The sequence below is a fragment of the Mesorhizobium sp. M0047 genome, from assembly GCF_040323315.1.
Lineage (GTDB): Bacteria > Pseudomonadota > Alphaproteobacteria > Rhizobiales > Rhizobiaceae > Mesorhizobium.
Genome location: NZ_JAMYUW010000031.1, coordinates 66,478 through 82,395 on the forward strand (window position 1 = coordinate 66,478; position 15,918 = coordinate 82,395).

17 protein-coding genes are annotated in these 15,918 nt (G+C 61.5%); 8 read left to right on the forward strand and 9 right to left on the reverse strand.

What is annotated here, in order from left to right:
* From gspM to NKJ89_RS25105, 8 genes are read left to right on the forward strand one after another with little or no spacing between them, the layout of a single operon-like run.
* Entirely contained in the window at nt 1-600 is a 600-nt protein-coding gene (gspM, locus tag NKJ89_RS25070; RefSeq protein WP_352606461.1) for a type II secretion system protein GspM, read from the forward strand.
* On the forward strand, nt 597-1,163 hold the full coding sequence (locus tag NKJ89_RS25075; protein ID WP_023759604.1) for a hypothetical protein: 567 nt from the start codon (nt 597-599) through the stop codon (nt 1,161-1,163). Before gspM ends, NKJ89_RS25075 begins: the two co-directional genes overlap by 4 nt.
* Nucleotides 1,160-2,080, forward strand: a complete 921-nt coding sequence (locus NKJ89_RS25080; protein ID WP_352606463.1) for a hypothetical protein — start codon at nt 1,160-1,162, stop codon at nt 2,078-2,080. Before NKJ89_RS25075 ends, NKJ89_RS25080 begins: the two co-directional genes overlap by 4 nt.
* The gene (locus NKJ89_RS25085) at nt 2,077-3,717 is read left to right on the forward strand and encodes a GspE/PulE family protein (RefSeq protein WP_352606465.1); all 1,641 of its coding nucleotides are present in this window, start codon (nt 2,077-2,079) and stop codon (nt 3,715-3,717) included. Before NKJ89_RS25080 ends, NKJ89_RS25085 begins: the two co-directional genes overlap by 4 nt.
* Nucleotides 3,717-4,934 carry a type II secretion system F family protein gene (locus NKJ89_RS25090; protein ID WP_352606467.1) on the forward strand — a complete coding sequence of 406 codons (1,218 nt, stop codon included), beginning with the start codon at nt 3,717-3,719 and terminating at the stop codon, nt 4,932-4,934. The genes NKJ89_RS25085 and NKJ89_RS25090 overlap by 1 nt, the downstream gene beginning before the upstream one ends.
* Nucleotides 4,931-5,404, forward strand: a complete 474-nt coding sequence (locus NKJ89_RS25095) for a prepilin-type N-terminal cleavage/methylation domain-containing protein (RefSeq protein WP_023759608.1) — start codon at nt 4,931-4,933, stop codon at nt 5,402-5,404. The genes NKJ89_RS25090 and NKJ89_RS25095 overlap by 4 nt, the downstream gene beginning before the upstream one ends.
* A complete protein-coding gene (locus NKJ89_RS25100; RefSeq protein WP_352606469.1) occupies nt 5,401-5,760 on the forward strand; it encodes a PulJ/GspJ family protein in 360 nt (119 codons plus the stop codon). The genes NKJ89_RS25095 and NKJ89_RS25100 overlap by 4 nt, the downstream gene beginning before the upstream one ends.
* Nucleotides 5,757-6,509 carry a type II secretion system protein GspJ gene (locus NKJ89_RS25105; protein WP_352606471.1) on the forward strand — a complete coding sequence of 251 codons (753 nt, stop codon included), beginning with the start codon at nt 5,757-5,759 and terminating at the stop codon, nt 6,507-6,509. The genes NKJ89_RS25100 and NKJ89_RS25105 overlap by 4 nt, the downstream gene beginning before the upstream one ends.
* A gap of 10 nt (nt 6,510-6,519) precedes the next feature.
* Here the strand turns inward: NKJ89_RS25105 and gspG are convergent, their stop codons facing one another.
* The 9 genes from gspG to NKJ89_RS25150 form a co-directional block, all read right to left on the reverse strand.
* Nucleotides 6,520-6,972: a type II secretion system major pseudopilin GspG gene (gspG, locus tag NKJ89_RS25110; protein ID WP_023759611.1), complete on the reverse strand. Its 453-nt coding sequence runs from the start codon at nt 6,970-6,972 to the stop codon at nt 6,520-6,522.
* Nucleotides 6,972-7,460 (reverse strand): prepilin peptidase, encoded by a 489-nt coding sequence (locus NKJ89_RS25115; RefSeq protein ID WP_031260278.1) that lies wholly within the window; start codon nt 7,458-7,460, stop codon nt 6,972-6,974. The genes gspG and NKJ89_RS25115 overlap by 1 nt, the downstream gene beginning before the upstream one ends.
* A 2-nt stretch (nt 7,461-7,462) precedes the next feature.
* A complete protein-coding gene (gspD, locus tag NKJ89_RS25120) occupies nt 7,463-9,586 on the reverse strand; it encodes a type II secretion system secretin GspD (RefSeq protein WP_352606473.1) in 2,124 nt (707 codons plus the stop codon).
* A 523-nt stretch (nt 9,587-10,109) separates the two neighbouring features.
* Nucleotides 10,110-10,376 carry a hypothetical protein gene (locus NKJ89_RS25125; RefSeq protein ID WP_352606475.1) on the reverse strand — a complete coding sequence of 89 codons (267 nt, stop codon included), beginning with the start codon at nt 10,374-10,376 and terminating at the stop codon, nt 10,110-10,112.
* 136 nt (nt 10,377-10,512) lie between these two features.
* Nucleotides 10,513-10,740, reverse strand: a complete 228-nt coding sequence (locus NKJ89_RS25130) for a hypothetical protein (protein WP_352606477.1) — start codon at nt 10,738-10,740, stop codon at nt 10,513-10,515.
* A 49-nt stretch (nt 10,741-10,789) separates the two neighbouring features.
* The gene (locus NKJ89_RS25135) at nt 10,790-11,011 is read right to left on the reverse strand and encodes a hypothetical protein (RefSeq protein ID WP_352606479.1); all 222 of its coding nucleotides are present in this window, start codon (nt 11,009-11,011) and stop codon (nt 10,790-10,792) included.
* 131 nt (nt 11,012-11,142) lie between these two features.
* On the reverse strand, nt 11,143-11,298 hold the full coding sequence (locus NKJ89_RS25140) for a hypothetical protein (protein WP_352606481.1): 156 nt from the start codon (nt 11,296-11,298) through the stop codon (nt 11,143-11,145).
* Between the two features lie 63 nt (nt 11,299-11,361).
* On the reverse strand, nt 11,362-11,946 hold the full coding sequence (locus NKJ89_RS25145) for an imm11 family protein (RefSeq protein WP_352606483.1): 585 nt from the start codon (nt 11,944-11,946) through the stop codon (nt 11,362-11,364).
* A 15-nt stretch (nt 11,947-11,961) separates the two neighbouring features.
* Entirely contained in the window at nt 11,962-15,813 is a 3,852-nt protein-coding gene (locus NKJ89_RS25150) for an RHS repeat-associated core domain-containing protein (protein ID WP_352606485.1), read from the reverse strand.
* Nucleotides 15,814-15,918: the final 105 nt, after the last annotated feature.

The window sequence follows — 15,918 nt, forward strand, 5'->3', positions numbered from 1 at the left end:
ATGCTCTTCGCCATCCTCAACACCAGCCCGCTGGTTCGCCGCCTGATCGCGCTGGCCATCGCGGCGGTATCGGCTGGCGTCCTCGCCTGGGTGGTGTTCGCGGCGCTCGACAGTGTCGCCTCGGCACAGGCCGGGATCGAGGAGAAGCGCGAGCTCCTCGGCCAGTTGCAGAGCGTGGCGGCACTGGCCAAGCGCCTCGATAGCGCCGCCAGTCCGGCAGTGGCAGCAAATCCCGAATTTCTCACCGGCGGGAGCGAAGCGATCATTCGCGGCGGGCTGCAGACCCGCCTGAACGCGATCGCCGCCGCCAATGGCGTGAACGTGCTGTCGGCCGGCAATGCACCGGTGCTCAGCGAAGCCGGCGTCGATTTCATCGGGCTGGGGGCCAACCTTTCGGGGCCGCTCGAGGGCATTCACAACGCCGTTCTCGCCATCGAAACGTCGCTTCCGGTGCTGTTCATTCGCGAGGCCACCGTGCGCACGACCGATGTCGGACCGGCCGCCGGGCACAGCGGCGACCCCGAGATCTTTGCCGAGATCCTGTTTTACGGCCCGCTGCAAACGCAAGGCGCATCGGCAGCCAGTGGGGTCAAGCCATGACCCTGAAAGTCACCGGCCTGGCGATTGCGGCCATGATCGCGGGCCTCATCCTGGTCAATGTCGTGCTCTACGGCACGCCGGTGGACATCACGCCGGTCGCCTCCGGGAAAGGGCATGACGGCGCGTTGGCATCAGCGGCGGGATCGCTGCAGTTTCCTGAGGCCGGCGATTTCAGCGAGACGTTCCAGCGTCCGCTGTTCACACCGACGCGCCGGAAAATCGTGCCGCCGCCAGTCCCGCCGCAGCCGGTGGAAATCGCCGTCGCACCGGCCGAGCAGCCGGCTCCACGGCCCGAAGCCGCACCGGCCGTTACGCCATCGCTGCTGGGCATCAGCAGAAACGGCGGAGCGGCAAAGGCGCTGCTGCGCGTCGCGGGCAGCGATGCTGCTGTCTGGTATGGCAATGGCGAGACCGTCGATGGCTGGAAGGTGTCGGCGATCGACAAGGATCAGGCCGTGCTCGAGCGTGACGGCAAGGTGGCCCACATCCTGCTTTATCCGCCATGGGAGAACCTCCCGCCACCACCACCGCCCCCTCCGCCACCCCCGGTCCCGGAATTATGAGCGGCCGCACACCTCACGACGGCGCAAGCGCAGGCAACGAAAGCCCAAATAGCGGCTTTTCGCTGGTCGCCGTGCTGGTGTTCATGCTGATCGTCTCGGCAATCGTCGTGCCCTTCGCCGTGACGGCCAAAACGCGGCTGATGATCGCCAACAACGAGGTAGAACAGGAGCGCCTGTCGCTGCTTGCCGAGGGCCTGGGCAATCTTGTTGCGAGCGAATTGACCGGCGGCTCGGGGACAAAGACGTTTGCGCTGGATTCCACACCGGCGGCGTGCCGGTCGGGTGCGTTCAGCTTCGATGTGCGCGTCCAGGATCACGGCGGGCTGATCGATCTCAATGCCGCCGACGACAATTTGTTGGCGCTTGGTTTCGCGTCGCTTGGCTTCGAGCAGCAGGCGTCGCAAGCGCTGGCCGAGGCCGCGCTCCGGTTTCGTGACAACGCCAAGCTGTTTGCCGGCCAGCCCGGGCCAAGAAGCGCCGTCGGGCCGCCGCAAGACAAGCAGGCGCCGTTCGAATCGGTGTCCGAACTGCAGGAGTTCGCTGCCCTTGCGTCAGTGCCCCTGCAGGCCCTCCATGCCGCCTTCACGGTCAACTCGAAGCGCGGCACGATCAGCGCCGATCGTGCACCGAACCGTCTTCGCGCGGCCCTTGCCACTGGTTCCAGCGCCGCGCTTGTTCAGGCTGCCGAGGCATCGGCCTACACGGTCGACGTGGCCGTCAGACGCGACGGATCCGGCATCACGGGTCAGGCCGGGTTCATCATCGAGAAATCTCCGGTGAGCGACACGGCGTTCCGGCGCGTCTCGCGAAGCCCGGCGCGTGACGCCGGCACATTGCCGGCAGGCGCCGGCAGTGCCGGCTGCGAGGTGCTTTTCGGCACCGAGGCCGCACAGCTCCTGCAGGGGTGGAGCTCATGAACGCCCCCGCCCAGCCCCAGGGGACCGAAGCGTTTCTGGCCTTTCTCGAAGGCGAGAAGGTGCTGACTGCGCACGCGGCCCAGCGCGCATTGGGAGCATCGCGAACATCAGGACACCCATTCGATACGGTGATGACCGAACTCGGACTGATCGGCGAGCAGGAGCTTGCCAACAGCCTCAGCCGCTACCTCCAGGCACCGACGGTCGAGATTCCCGAACAGATCAGCCCCGAAATGCTGGCAAGCGTGCCGTTGGTCTACCTGCGTGCAAATGCGATCCTGCCGCTGCAAATGGATGCCGAGCGGCTGGTTGTCGCCGTCGCCGATCCCTTCTCGTCGGCAACCATCGACGCGCTTGCCTTTCACTATGAGCGGACACTGGCGCTGCGCATCTTGCCGAGGCGCACGATCACCGAATGCATCGATCGCATCGAGCAATCGGCTCTGGAGGCCGTTTCAAATGGCGGCGGTGGTGGCGAATTCCTGGATTTCGGTCCCGACGACCTCGAACGATTGAAGGATTTTGCCCGTGAGGCGCCGATCGTCCGCTTCGTCGCCGAGACCATCCACAAGGCTGTCGATGCAAGGGCCACCGACATCCATATCGAGCCGCTCGAGGATCACGTCCGCATCCGCTTCCGGCATGACGGCATGCTGTCGACCGTCGATACCGCATCGATTGCGATGCTGTCCGGCATCTCCACCCGCATCAAAATCCTGTCGCGCCTCAACATTGCCGAGCGGCGCCTGCCGCAGGATGGACGCATGCGCATCGCCGTGCGCGGCCGCGACGTCGACCTGCGCGTCTCGGTCATTCCGTCGATTCACGGCGAAGCCATCGTACTTCGAATTCTTGACCGTGCCGGCGTCGAATTGAAATTGGAGAAACTGGGTTTCGACGGTGTCGCGCAAGGCAAGATCCGCTCCATGTCGCAAGCCGCCAACGGCATCGTGCTGATCACCGGGCCGACCGGCAGCGGCAAGACGACGACACTCTATTCGATCCTCGCCGAGCGTTCGCGGCCGGACGTCAAGATCTTCACGGTCGAGGATCCGGTCGAATATCGCATGGCGGGCATCACCCAGTTGCAGGTCAATCCGGCGATCGACCTCGGCTTTGCCGCCGCCCTGCGTTCGATCTTGCGGCAGGACCCCGACATCATCCTGCTCGGTGAAATTCGCGATCGCGAGACGGCGCAGGTCGCGGTCCAGGCGGCGCTCACCGGCCATCTGGTGTTCTCGACACTTCACACCAACAGTGCCGCGGGCGCGCTGACGCGGCTTCGCGACATGGGCATCGACGGCTATCTGCTCGGCGCGACGATCCGGGGCGTCATCGCACAGAGGCTGTTGCGCCGTGTCTGCCCGACCTGCCACGGCGCCGACCAAACCGGCCCGGCCTGCCGCACCTGCAACGGCTCCGGCTACAGCGGGCGCACAGTGACCTACGAAATGCTGCAGGTATCGCCGCGCATCGCCGAGCTTATTGACCGGGGCGCCGGCGAAATGGAGATCGGGAAAATTGCCGCCGAGGACGACCTCGTGCCGATGTCGGTCCACGCAACCGCCCTTGCCCGATCGCAGGTCACCACGATGGACGAAGTCCGGCGTGTCATCGATCTCGCGGGAGGGGGCTGATGCCGGCCTTCGCCTATCGCGCCTATCTCGTCGACGGCAGCACCGAGACCGGCATTCTCGATGCGTCGACCAAGCAAGATGCGGCGCGCAAACTGGCGCAGCAGGGCCGCCGTTCCTTTCACCTTGCGCCTGTGAGCGGCGACAAGCAGCAGCTTCGCCTGCCCGGGCGCAGCGCGCTGACGTTGACCCGCAAGGTCGATCTCGGCCGTCTGTTTTCCGAGCTTTCGGTGCTTCTGAATGCCGGGTTCACCGTCGACCGCGCCTTGCATGCGGTCATTTCGGGCGAGGCCAACGGTCAGCGGCGTCAACAGCTGCAATCGGTGCTCGATCTCACAACCGGCGGCCGGCCGATCGCCGAGGCCTTTGCCGGGCTGCCGGGTATCACCTCCGACGTTGCCGCCCTGCTCGCCAGCGGCGAGCGCAGCGGCAAGATGGCCTATATATGCCAGCGGCTGGCGGACACCTATGAGGCAACGGCCAAACGCCGTGCGGCAATTATCGAGGCTCTGGCCTATCCTGCCTTCCTGCTGCTGGTGATGAGCGGGGCGCTGGTCATTCTGGCGACGGTCCTGGTACCGGCGCTGGAACCGATTTTCGAAGGCTCATCTGCTCCCAAGCCGTTCACCATGACCATGCTTTCTGCATTCGGCACGGTATTTCGCGACTATCCGTTCGTCTTCCCGCTGGCGGCGGTCCTCGGCCTGCTTACCTGGCTTTTTCTGTCCCGATCCACCGGTGCGAGAAAACGCCTCTCGCATTGGCTGTTGAATATCCCGCTGATCGGCGCGCTGGTCAGGGATGCCGTGATCGCGCGCTATCTGGAAACGCTTGCGCTGCTGCTCGGCAATGGCGTGGCGATGACCGAGGCGCTCGGCCTGGCCGCCAATGTTTCCAGGCAGAGTTCGCTGGCGGCAAGCTTTGCGGCGATCGAAGAAACCGTCGCCAACGGCGCCCGCCTGCATGGCGCGATCGTCAAGGCAGGGATTTTCGACAATGCGACGATGTCGCTGGTCTCGCTCGGCGAAGAGGCGAATGCCCTTCCCGTGGTCCTGGATCGGGCCGCGAAAATGCTCCAGCTGACGCTGACGCGCCGGATCGACACTGTGCTGAAGCTGCTGACCCCGGCTTTGACGATTTCGCTCGGTTTCCTCGTCGGCAGCCTGGTCATTTCGGTGATGACCACGATCCTCAGCATCAACGACCTGGCGCTGCAATGACAGCTGCGTCGAGAGCCGGCGCGCCGGCACACGCAACCGCCGGATTTACTCTGGTCGAGATGCTGGTCGTGCTGGCGATCATGGCCCTCGTCGCGGCCATCGCTGCACCGGGGCTGGTCAGCAACTATCGCACCAGGAACCTGGAGACACTGGCCGGCGAGATCACCATGCGGCTGCGCCTGTCGCGCACATCGGCGATCGCCGCCGCCAGGCCCAGGCAGGTTCTCGTCGATCTCGGCACCCGCACCTTCCGGTTCGGCGAACAGAACACGCTCACGCTGCCGGACGATGTCAAAATGACCGTGACCACCGGCCAGGAGACCGTCATCGCCGACCGGCAGACAGTCCTGACCTTCCTTCCCGATGGCAGCGCTTCCGGCATGGACATCTCGCTGCTGCAAAAAGGGCGGACCGCGCGCATCGCGGTCAACTGGCTGACCGGGCTTTCAACCTGGCGCGCGCTGCCATGACGGCGCCATCGTCTCAACCGACCTCCGAAGACGGATTTTCGATCCTGGAGATGATCGTCGCCATGACCATCCTGGCGCTTGTGCTTGGCATCGCCAGCCAGTCGATCGTTCTGGCGAGCCGCAGCATCGCCGCGGCCAAGCGCCAGGTCGAAGCCGCCAGGACGGTGCGTGTGATGCTGGCCGACTACGAAGCCCGGACACAAACCACGGCGCCAAACGGCTGGACCCTGAAGACGTACACGATAGAAATGTCGAAGGCCAAGGTGACGGCTGTGCTCATAGAAAAGACGGGCGGAGCGTTTCCAGGCAGGCCGTTTCTAACCTTCGTGCCGGTGCAGGAGCCCGGTGCTCAATGAGCGGCCTGTTTTCCCGCGCTCACTCGAAAATCCGCGCCGTCTGCCGGCCGGAGCGCCGTTCAGGCATCCCCCTGCCCGACGCCAGATCATCAAGGGGACCATCGGCATCAGTCGAGGGATTTGCGCTGATCGACGTGTTGGTCGGGCTGGCCCTGATCGGCGTGATCACATCGCTGATGATGGTCTTCCTCGGCCAGGCTCGAACCATGCTGCGCATCGAAAAAGCAACGGAATTCCAGATGGAGGTCGATTCCGCATCGCGGTTTCTGGAAACGGCGATCAGCCATGCCGAGCCCTTGCCCTTGTCGAAGTCGTCGCCGGACCAGGTGCTTTATCTCGACGGCGATGGTTCCCGGATCGAGTTCAACGCCGTTCAGGCGATCGGCTTCAAATCCTCCGCGCTGCGCGAAATTGCAGTTTCGCTTGGCGGAAGTGCACTGGCCATTGTCCAGAAAACACGGCGCGGCAGCGGACCCGGCGCGTCGACGCAGAGCCAGCCGGTGCGGCTGCTCGGCGGTGTGAACGCCATAAGATTCGAATATCTCGACGGTTCGACGGCTGGTTCATCATGGTTGTCGAGCTGGAATGCGCCGCGGCGCCTGCCCGCCGCAGTGCGGTTCACCGTGTCGGTTCAGCGCGATGGTGCCGCCTTTTCGGCGAGCGGTTTTGCTCGCCTCGATCTGGCCAATGCCCGGCAGCTGCCGGGCATGAACGAAACACAGCGCCCCGAAACACAGCGCCGACCATAGAGAAGAAAAATCAGTTGCTGATGTCCTGGTCTTCGCCGGTTCCATCGGGCTTGCCGTCTTTTCCAAGGCTGCGGATGACCACGCCGCTCGCATCGGCCTTCACTTCGTAGGAATAAGGCCTCCCCCACGGATCCTTGAGACCGGTCGTCCCCTTGAGGTAAGGGCCGTTCCAACGCGCTTCGCCTGTGGGCGCCGCAACCAGGGCCGAGAGCCCCTCCTCCGCGGTCGGATACTTCGCATTGTCGACATAGTAGAGTTCAAGCGCGCTTTCGATGTTGCGGACTTGCGCCTTGGCCGCGTTGGTTCTTGCCGAGCCGAGATAGCGCAGCACCTGAGGTGCTGCGAGCGTGGCGATCAGCGCGATGATGGCGAGCACGACCAGAAGCTCGACCAGGGTGAAGCCGCTTTCGCGATCGTCGCGTTCTCGGCGGGATTTTTCAGAGGTAAAGCGTGGAGTGATCATCAGAGCAGTCCCATGTCCAAACCTGCAAGTTGCTCCAGTGCCCAGCTGCAGCCGAGGCCGATGGCGATGAACGGGCCGAAGGCGACACGGGCTTTGGCCGCCGCCGGCCCTGTCGCGATCACCAGCCCGCCGACGAACAGCAAAGCGCTGGCGCTGGCGACGAACAGCAGCACCGGCAACAGCCGTGGGCTGATCCAGCATGCAGCGGCGGCCAGCATCTTGACGTCGCCGAGGCCGAGGCCAATCCGGCCGGTCATCAGGAAATGGCCGCGCCGGATCAACCAGGCAGCGGCAAAGGTCAAGGCGGCGAACAGCAGGCGCGCCGGCAGGCCATCCGCCTGCGTCGCCATCTGATAGACAAGGCCGATGCCGGCCAGGGCCAGGTTGAACCCATCCGGGATGATCTGCCGGCGGAAATCGGCGATCGAAATAGCGCAGAGAATAGCCGCCAGAGCGATCGTGGCAGCCAGCACGAGGGATGAGTGCATCGTCAATACGCCAGCCTCTTCAGGTCCTCTTGCAGCTTGGTGCCGCCGCGTCGCTTCTGGATCGGCGTCTGCAAGCTGATCTTGCCGCGGAATTCGTCCGTCACCTCGCGCGCTTCGTTGATGTCGCGCACGACATGCGGCCTGATGAAGATGATCAGTTCGGTGCGTCCGATGCTGTCCGTCTTTTGCTTGAACGCGTTGCCGATGATCGGGATATCGCCGAGGATAGGCACTTGCGTGCGGTCGACATTATTACGCGACTGGATCAGGCCGCCCAGCGCCAGGCTCTCGCCGTCATTGACCAGGACGCGGGTCTGAATCTTGCGCTGCTGGATGGTCGGCGAATCGATGCCGGAGCTGGTCGTCCTTGTGACGTTGCTGACCTCCTGCTGGATGTCGAGCATGACCCTGCCGGCATTGTTGATGCGTGGCGTCACCGTCAGTATGACACCGGTGTCCTTCATCTCGACCGAGACGACCGGCGAGCTGCCGAGCGTCTGGTCCACCACTTGCCTTGTCGCGATCGGCACCTGGTCGCCGACCTGCAAGATCGCCTTCTGGTTGTTCAGCGCCATGATGGTCGGCGCCGAGATGACATTGACGTCGGTGATGCTGGAAAGTGCATTCAGCGTCACCTGGATGTTGTCGGTGGCGTAGCTCCAGTTGAAGCCGGGCAGTGCCGCCGCGGCAACGCCCTTTGCCACGTCGGTCACCGAGATGTTCATGCCGCCATTCTCGAAGAACCAGCGCAGTCCGTATTTCAAATCGTCGTTGAGCGTCACTTCGGCAATGACAGCCTCCAGCATGACTTGCGTCGGCAGAACGTCGACCTTGGCCAGTATCTGCTCGATGCGTTCGTAGTCGCGCGCTGTGGTCTGGATCAGCAGCGCATTGTTTTCGACATCGGCGACGACCGTGGCGTGGGCCGGCGCCTGTCCATCCTGCATCGGCATCGAAGGCGACGGCCCGGTCAGTGGCACCGGCGTGACGCCATCCGATTGCATGGCGATCGGCGTCTGGTCGGGCGACACATTCGAGCCGCCTGAATCTCCCTCGGTCTTGACCGTGGTGCCAAGCACGGAGCTCAACACCGCAGCCAGTTCCTTGGCCGGGCGGTTCTGGATCTGGTAGACGAAAAGCTGATCTTCGTTGGTCTCGGCCAGCCGATCGAGCTTGTTGATCCAGGTCGCGGCACGGGCGAGATAGGCCGGGCGCGAGGTGATCACCAGCACCGAATTCAGCCTGTCGTTGGGGATGAACTGGATGAGCTTGGCGCCGGGCCCCTCCTTGGTGCCGAAGATGGAATCGAGTTCGGCGGCAACCGCCTCCGGCTTGGAGGTCTTGAGCGGATGCAGCGCCACCGACATGCCGCGCATCCAGTCAACGTCGAACACCGAGACAGCTTCTCTGATAGCATTGAGGTCGCTGTCGTTGCCGGCGACCGTGATCAGGTTGCGAACGGAATCGACCCGCAGCACCGACCCCTGTCGGGTGATCGGTTCGAGAATGGTCTTCATCTCGTCGGCGGCGATGAATTGCAGCTGCAGCACCTGCACCTTGACGCCGGGGCCGGACGGCGAAACCGAAGGCACACTGACCGGCGGTGTGCTGGACATGATCTCGGAAAGCGGCACGATCTGGTAGGTGCCTGCGCGGTTGGTGATGCCGGCGGAATTCACCGCGAGCGCCGATTGCAGGATGTCGACCAGCGCGTCCTTCGACACCGGCTGCGAGGTCTGCAAGGTCACCGTGCCCTGTACGCGCGGATCGACGATGTAGTTGAGGTGCAGCGCATCGCCCAGAACCGCTTTGGCCGCCTCGGTGATCGGCGCATTGATCAGGTTGAGCTCGAACTGGCCCGAACCGTCTGTCGTCACCTTGGTGACGGGCGCGCCGGAGGAGACGAACTGGCCCGAGCCCTGATATTGCGTGCCGTTGAAGCGCTGCGCCTGGCCGGCGGCCGAGGTGATGGCGCCGGGACCGGTGTAGCCCGCCCGCAACGGCGAGTTCTTGGCGTGCAGGCTGTCGATGGTCTCGGTGAAGAAGTCCTTGCCCGGCGCGGAGGTGCAGCCGGCAATCGCCAGCAGCGTGCACAACACGACGCGATGACTCGGCTTGCTCGACATCCACCCGATTCCCCTAGGGGATCAGTCTAGGGCTTCTTGCAAGCCGATGTCGGGAATGATGGCGGTGTCTGGGGTCTATCCACAGGGTTGGTGGTGGAGGGCGGCAACCTGCCCCGGGTCGGGCTAAGGCCCGAGGTCTGGATATCAACAAAGGAGGCCTGCTACTTGACCAGGGCAGCCAAGACCGCGGTGAGCTACAGAGATGGCCGCCGAGCAGGCCCCTTGCCGCATGGGCGGCCGGGCGAAGATAGCAAAAAGTGCACTGTCACCGTAATTCCACAGCTTTGTTGCTCGCTGGGCCGACACTACAGATGCCATACGAGCGGGTGCGGCGGCTTTAATTGCCTCTTACAGCCGCGACAAAATCTTCGATCATAACCTTTGCACAGGCATATCCTAATTGGGAACTAAGTTTGACCATTAATGACGGTCTCACGCACAGTCAGATCGGTTGAAGCCAATGCAATTGAGAACTGCTTGTCGCCGGCGACATACACTGCATAAAATTCGAAGGTATTTCATCTCACCTTGTTTTTGGTCGTTTCGCGCGCTTAAGAATTTGTTTGATAGCTTGCTCGCGCCCATGGCGCTTCGCTTTCAAGAGCACCTCAGCCTCGATGGCTTCCGGTTCCTCGGACGCAGATATTTTCGCCGGGACATTGTGAAATATGTCAGCAACAATCTGTGCCTCCTCCAGGCTGGCGATCGCTCGTATTTCAATCAGCGCAACTCCCAGCACATACAAGATCTCACCATAGCGTTTTGGCGAATTAATGTTTTCCATTCTCATGACCATTGTCCATTCATGATAACAGCAGCGCTAGGTGTCTGTTCTATTTCCGTGATCGCCAACTGCGCCTTGATTATTGCTACCACCTTCAGTCTTTTCGCCATTTACCGGTCCAACTTTAGTGTTATCTCCACCGTTACCCTGGCTTTTGCCCCTTCACCACGTCCAAGTCTTTTTCCCACGGGGCGATATCGTCGTTCTGTCCCAAATCATCGACAGGGATTACATCTTCCGGCTTGAAGAGTCCGCGCTTCGCTGCTTCTTTCAGCCTTCCGTTGCCGTCGAGTACCGCATTTCCTCTCACTTTTACTCCTTGCCCGTCAGCAGGATTTAAAATGGAATCCTTCAATTCCTTATCTGTCAATTTTTCTAGCTCCGGCCTCGGTTTGCTGTGGAATTACGGTGACAGTGCACTATTTTTCGCTTCCCCTCCTGCCTCGTTTCCCAGGCTTGATGGCCCTTCCGGTTTGCCCGGCAACCCGGTCCAGAAATGCGTCGCTGCCCACCGGCCGGCCGATGCTCTCGGCTTTGCGCAGGGCGTCGAAAGCCGCAACATCCGTCTCGATCAGATCGAACAGTCCGGCCGACGAGGGCAGCCATCCGTCAGATGCGCCCGAGCGCTTGACCAGGGCCAATCCGCCGCCTGGCTCACCAGCCCCGCGCGTACCGGGTTCAGCCCGACATAGCGCACTGCCGACAACAGGTGATCCTCGTCCGCAGGCCATCCGGGTCGGCCGCGTCAGGATCAGGTGCACATGGTTTGGCATCAGGGCCAGATGCCGACATCGGCGACGCGGCAATGCTCGCCCAGCAGGTTTCTGTAGAGCGCATAGTCTTCGGGCGTGGAGAACACTTTCGCGCGCCCGTTGCCGCGCTGCGTCACGTGGTGCGGCAGACCGGGAACGACAGCGAGGCGAGCCATGGGAGCAATCTACGCATAATGGCGGTCGGGCAGACAGGGTAGAACGTGCACTGTCACCGTAACTTAATTAATCGTCCGTCGGCCCACTGTCGGAATGTCCTCGGGTCGAAAAAACATCCCCGATTCACCGGTTTCGGCCAAGGCATCCCTCAGTTCATCCGATACCACTATATGATTCAACTGCTGTTCGTCTCTCGCAAGATGCAATCTTCCCATGCAATTTTTGTAATGTACATAATAATTACAAGAAATAATAAGAGTTATGTCTGGTTTTTCTATCTTGCTTATTACGTCCGATCTGTTCGGATCTATGCAGCGCACTCGACCAAACGGAAGAACCCAAGAGAATTTCTGAGTTTTACCATCTCGGGCCATAAGCGTTATCGGGAAAAATTGGACAAGATCCTTCGGCACGAATCGCAGAATTATTTCTTGCCACAATAAGTCAACAGCCGGCGGGTTCCCGGTAGGCGGGCAATGGAGGCTCTCGAAATTCTTCAAGTTTGATCTGGCCCGAAACAATGGGCGCCCCAAAGAAATATCAATCGGAACCGGCGTAAATGAATCTGCCACTCGTACAGGAGAGTTATAGTCAAATTCCGCCGGATCGAAATCCGTATCCAGCCTATCGTACCAAACCCAAGCCATGTTATATTTCTATCTCTACTTATTCGGTACCGAATCATTCACGCGTGATGCGCTATTGCCGTCCGACTTTTCTGACTTTGCCTCGCTGCCTTTTGCCATTTCTGATTTCGTCTTGGACAGCGCATCGGGGTTTTTTTCCACATACTCCTTCATTCGGGAGCGCAGAGCCGCCACTTCTTGGCGCGCCTTCTCAGGCGAAATTTGACGCGTCTCCAGCAAGTGATTTATCGTGTCTAGCTGACGGCGTACATCCGTATTGTAGTCCCTATGCGAGGCTGTTAGCCCTTTCTGTAGAGCCGGCATAAAGTTTTCGCTGGCGTCCAGGTCGATATCCAAGGCCTTTATCAAAGGATGGTTTCTGAAAGTACTAGATATGATGTGATGATTCTCTATTTTAGCCAGCGATCCGATTCTTGCGGAAACCGCAGCGGTTGCGGCATATTTTGCGAGGGCTGCGAATGTGTCGTCGAAAGCGGTCGGTGTGGTGTTCGAGAAATTTGTGACGACGTCCGCATACGGGTCATACGCGGCACCTACCTCAACAACAGGCCCCGCGACCATGTTCATCGCAGACGCGAGTGAATTGAACGCTACGTCTGCATTTCGATAGCCGGTGTCGAATGGGCCAATTGGGCCCCCACCCCAGTATCCTGGATCGCCATCTGCATGCCCATTCGCATCGCTCTTGTTGACGGGATCATTCCCGGCATACGCATATCGATTGATGCCAACCCCCGGCAGCGTCGGATCCCAATCGTCCGGCGAAATAAACCTCCCCAGCACCGGATCCATGTACCGTGCATTGAGATACAGCAGCCCGGTCTCGGGATCGAAGCGTTCGCCGATGTAGTTCTTCTGCGTCTGGAAGCCGGTGTTGAGGCTTTCGCCATAGGTGGCGTAGGTGGTGCCGTCGACGACGGTGCCCGACATGTCGGTGACCTGGCGCACGGAGGCCAGATGCTCGCGGTGCAGGAAGTATTTGGTCGTGCCCACGACCTTGATGTCAGGATGGGGATAGCGCGTGTAGATCTCCGCGCCCGGTGTCTTCGGATCGATCTCGACATTGGCGTCGGGATAGAGCGCCGTGGCGAAGCTCGATGACTTCCTGGCGCGTGCTCCGTCCGGGCCGTAGGCGAGATTGACGGTGTTGGAGGCGCGCGTGACAGTCTTCAGCCGGTTGGCCTCGTCCCAGATCAGCGTACGGCTGCCGTCGGAGGTCAAATTGCCGTTGGCATCATAGGCCATCGCATTGGCGCCGACCGAGACCGGCGCATGCGGACGAGCTGCGCTCGCCGAAGGATAGACATAGGTACCAGCGACACGCGTGCGCGAAATCATGTTGTCGTTGGCGGCATAGGCGAAGGTTTCGTCGAGCGTGTTGTCGCCGAGATTGTCTGATGAGACCAGCCGGTCGGCATTGTCGTAGACATAATTCCAACTGCCTGGGGGAGCGGCCCCGACAATGTTGGTGATGCGGCCGAGAGCATCACGCGTGAATTGCCGGTCCATCAGCATGCTGGCGCCGAATGCGTTGGTGATGCGCGTCAGCCAGCGCCGTGTCGGCGAGTAGGTGAAGGACGTTTTTACGCCGTTGGCGTAGGTGATCTCCTTGGTCTGGCCGTCAGCCTCGTAGATGGTCGAGGTGATGAAGCCGGGAGCGGAATAGAGCCTGTTGCCGGCGGTGTACTGCAGCGGGTCGGTCCAGGTGCCGAAGTTCAGATCGACCGGATAGTACGCCTTTAATATGGTCTGGCCGGAGGCGTCGTGGATGTCGTAAGTGACATGCATCAGGCTGGGGCTGGCAAAGGTCGTGATCTGCAACCCGACCTTGCCGAGACCGTCATATTTGTAGTTCTGCGTTGCCGCCGGATTGGTCGAGGTGGTGAGCTGGCCGATATTGAAATAGTTGGTCTCCGCTTGGTCGTAGGTGTTCTGGGTTAGCGTCACCGGGCTGCCGCCAGGCGCGGTTGCCGTCTTCAGCGTCAACCGGTCCATCTGGTCGTAGGCGAGCGTGGTGACCGTGCCCCTGGCATCGGCCTGGCTGATTAGCCGGTTGGCGGCGTCATAGACATAGGTCCAGGTGCCGAGATCGGGATCGGACGCCGACAGCCTGTTGCCCAGCATGTCGTAGGTGTAGGTCCAGGTAGAGCCGCCGGGATCGGTGACGCCGATCAAGCGGCCGAGAAGATCGTAGGTGCGTGTCTCCGGCAGATTGAGGCCGCCGATGTCGCGGACAATGGCGGCGATATCGCCGTGTGTCGTCCATGCTGTCTTAGTCGGATGGCCAAGCTCGTCCGTCATCGTCAACGCATCCAGCCGCGGGTTGACGCCGGTTCCCGTGGCCAGTTCGTTCAGGTAGCTGCGCTGGCTGGCATCCGGATTGACCGTCTTCACCAGCCGATCGGCCCAGTCGTAGCTGTTGGTGGTCCATTGCGCGGCATCGTCGACAAATCGCGGGAAGGCAGTGCGTAGCACATTGCCGCGCAGATCGTAGTCGGTGTCGGTGATGCGCCTTGCACCAGCCGCCGTCTCGCCGGGCGTCATTACCCGGTTGACCCGGCCAAGCCCGTCATACCAGGAGATGGTAAAATCCTCGCCGGCGCCATTGGGCAGCGGCGTGTATTTGATCAGCGCTTGCGCCCCAGGAGTGCCCTCGCTGACAAACTGATTCCTGACATAGGCACCCAGCACGTTCTGTGAGACCTGGTAGGGTCGGCAGAACGCATCGTAGGTGAAGGTCTTGACGATGCCGTTGGGATCCGTCTTGGTTGCCGGCAGCCCACACACGGCGTTGTAGGTGGCGGTCGAGACGAAGCGGGTGTCGGCCGTCTGCCCGCCGGTGGCAAAATAGCGCGGCGCCCGCTCGGTTACGGGATAGAGGTGATAGGTCGCGTCATAATCCCATTCGGTCTTGTGACCGAGGCCATTGGTGGCCGATATCTTGTTGCCATAGGCGTCATAGGCAAAATACTGGTTTACCGTCTTGCCCGCATAGACGTCGCTGAAGGTTTGCGCCCAGGTCAGATTACCCTTGCTTGGCACCGCCCAAACGTCGGTTGTGTTGCCATCGTAGTAGTGGTGCGCGTAGCTGATGTAAGGGGCGCTGGCGTCGAGGCCGGCATGGCTGCGCTCGGCGATCAATGCCGAGACAATGTAGGCCGAAATGTTGGGCGAGAAGAAGCGCTCGGTCCAGGTCTCGTCGCCACCGACATCGGTGCGGCCATAGTCCTTGAGGCTGGTGACGTTGTTGTAGGCATCGAAGCCCCGCTCGACGCGCAAGTTGCGCGCGATGTTCTCGGTCAGCGTCGTGTCGGTCGCCGTGTTCTGCACTGTGTAGGGTTTTGTCGCCGCATTGACCGCATAGGTCTCTGCCACCTGCTTGTGCACGGTGCCTGCGCCATCCTTCCACACCGTCAGCGACGGCAGGCCGTAGCTTGCCAGATCCTGCCGATAGGTGGTCTCGATCTTCGATGGTGCGGTCTCGCCATTGGCCAGCGGTTTTGTCTCGACGATCGAGGCAAAGCCCAGGAACTTGCGCGCTGCCGGGTCGTACTTGCCGCCGGCATAGGTGTACGTGCTCACCGCCGTCTGGCCGCGACCATCACCGACAGAGAGCTTTGACACCGCATGCACCAGTTGCGGCAGGTAGTTGTTCGTCCAGGTCGAGGATGACGCATATTCGACCGCGACCGTTCCGCCGAGCTCGGTGGTGACCGAACGCAGCAGGTTCGGATTGCCGGTGCCGGCGTTCGAGATGAACATGCTGTTGTTGTAGTTGGTGAAGTCCGGTAGGCCGTCGCCGTTGAAGTCGCCAACCACCGTGCCCGCCGTAATCGATGACGGTAGCGCGAATTGCACGGGTGTCATAGTTGTTCCAGAGGGGCGCACAGGGCGAAATCATGAATCGTTAACCTGCAAGGACGGCTTGGCGGTAGGTCGGGTTCATGAGGGCTTTGAGGCGCTTGCGCTTGA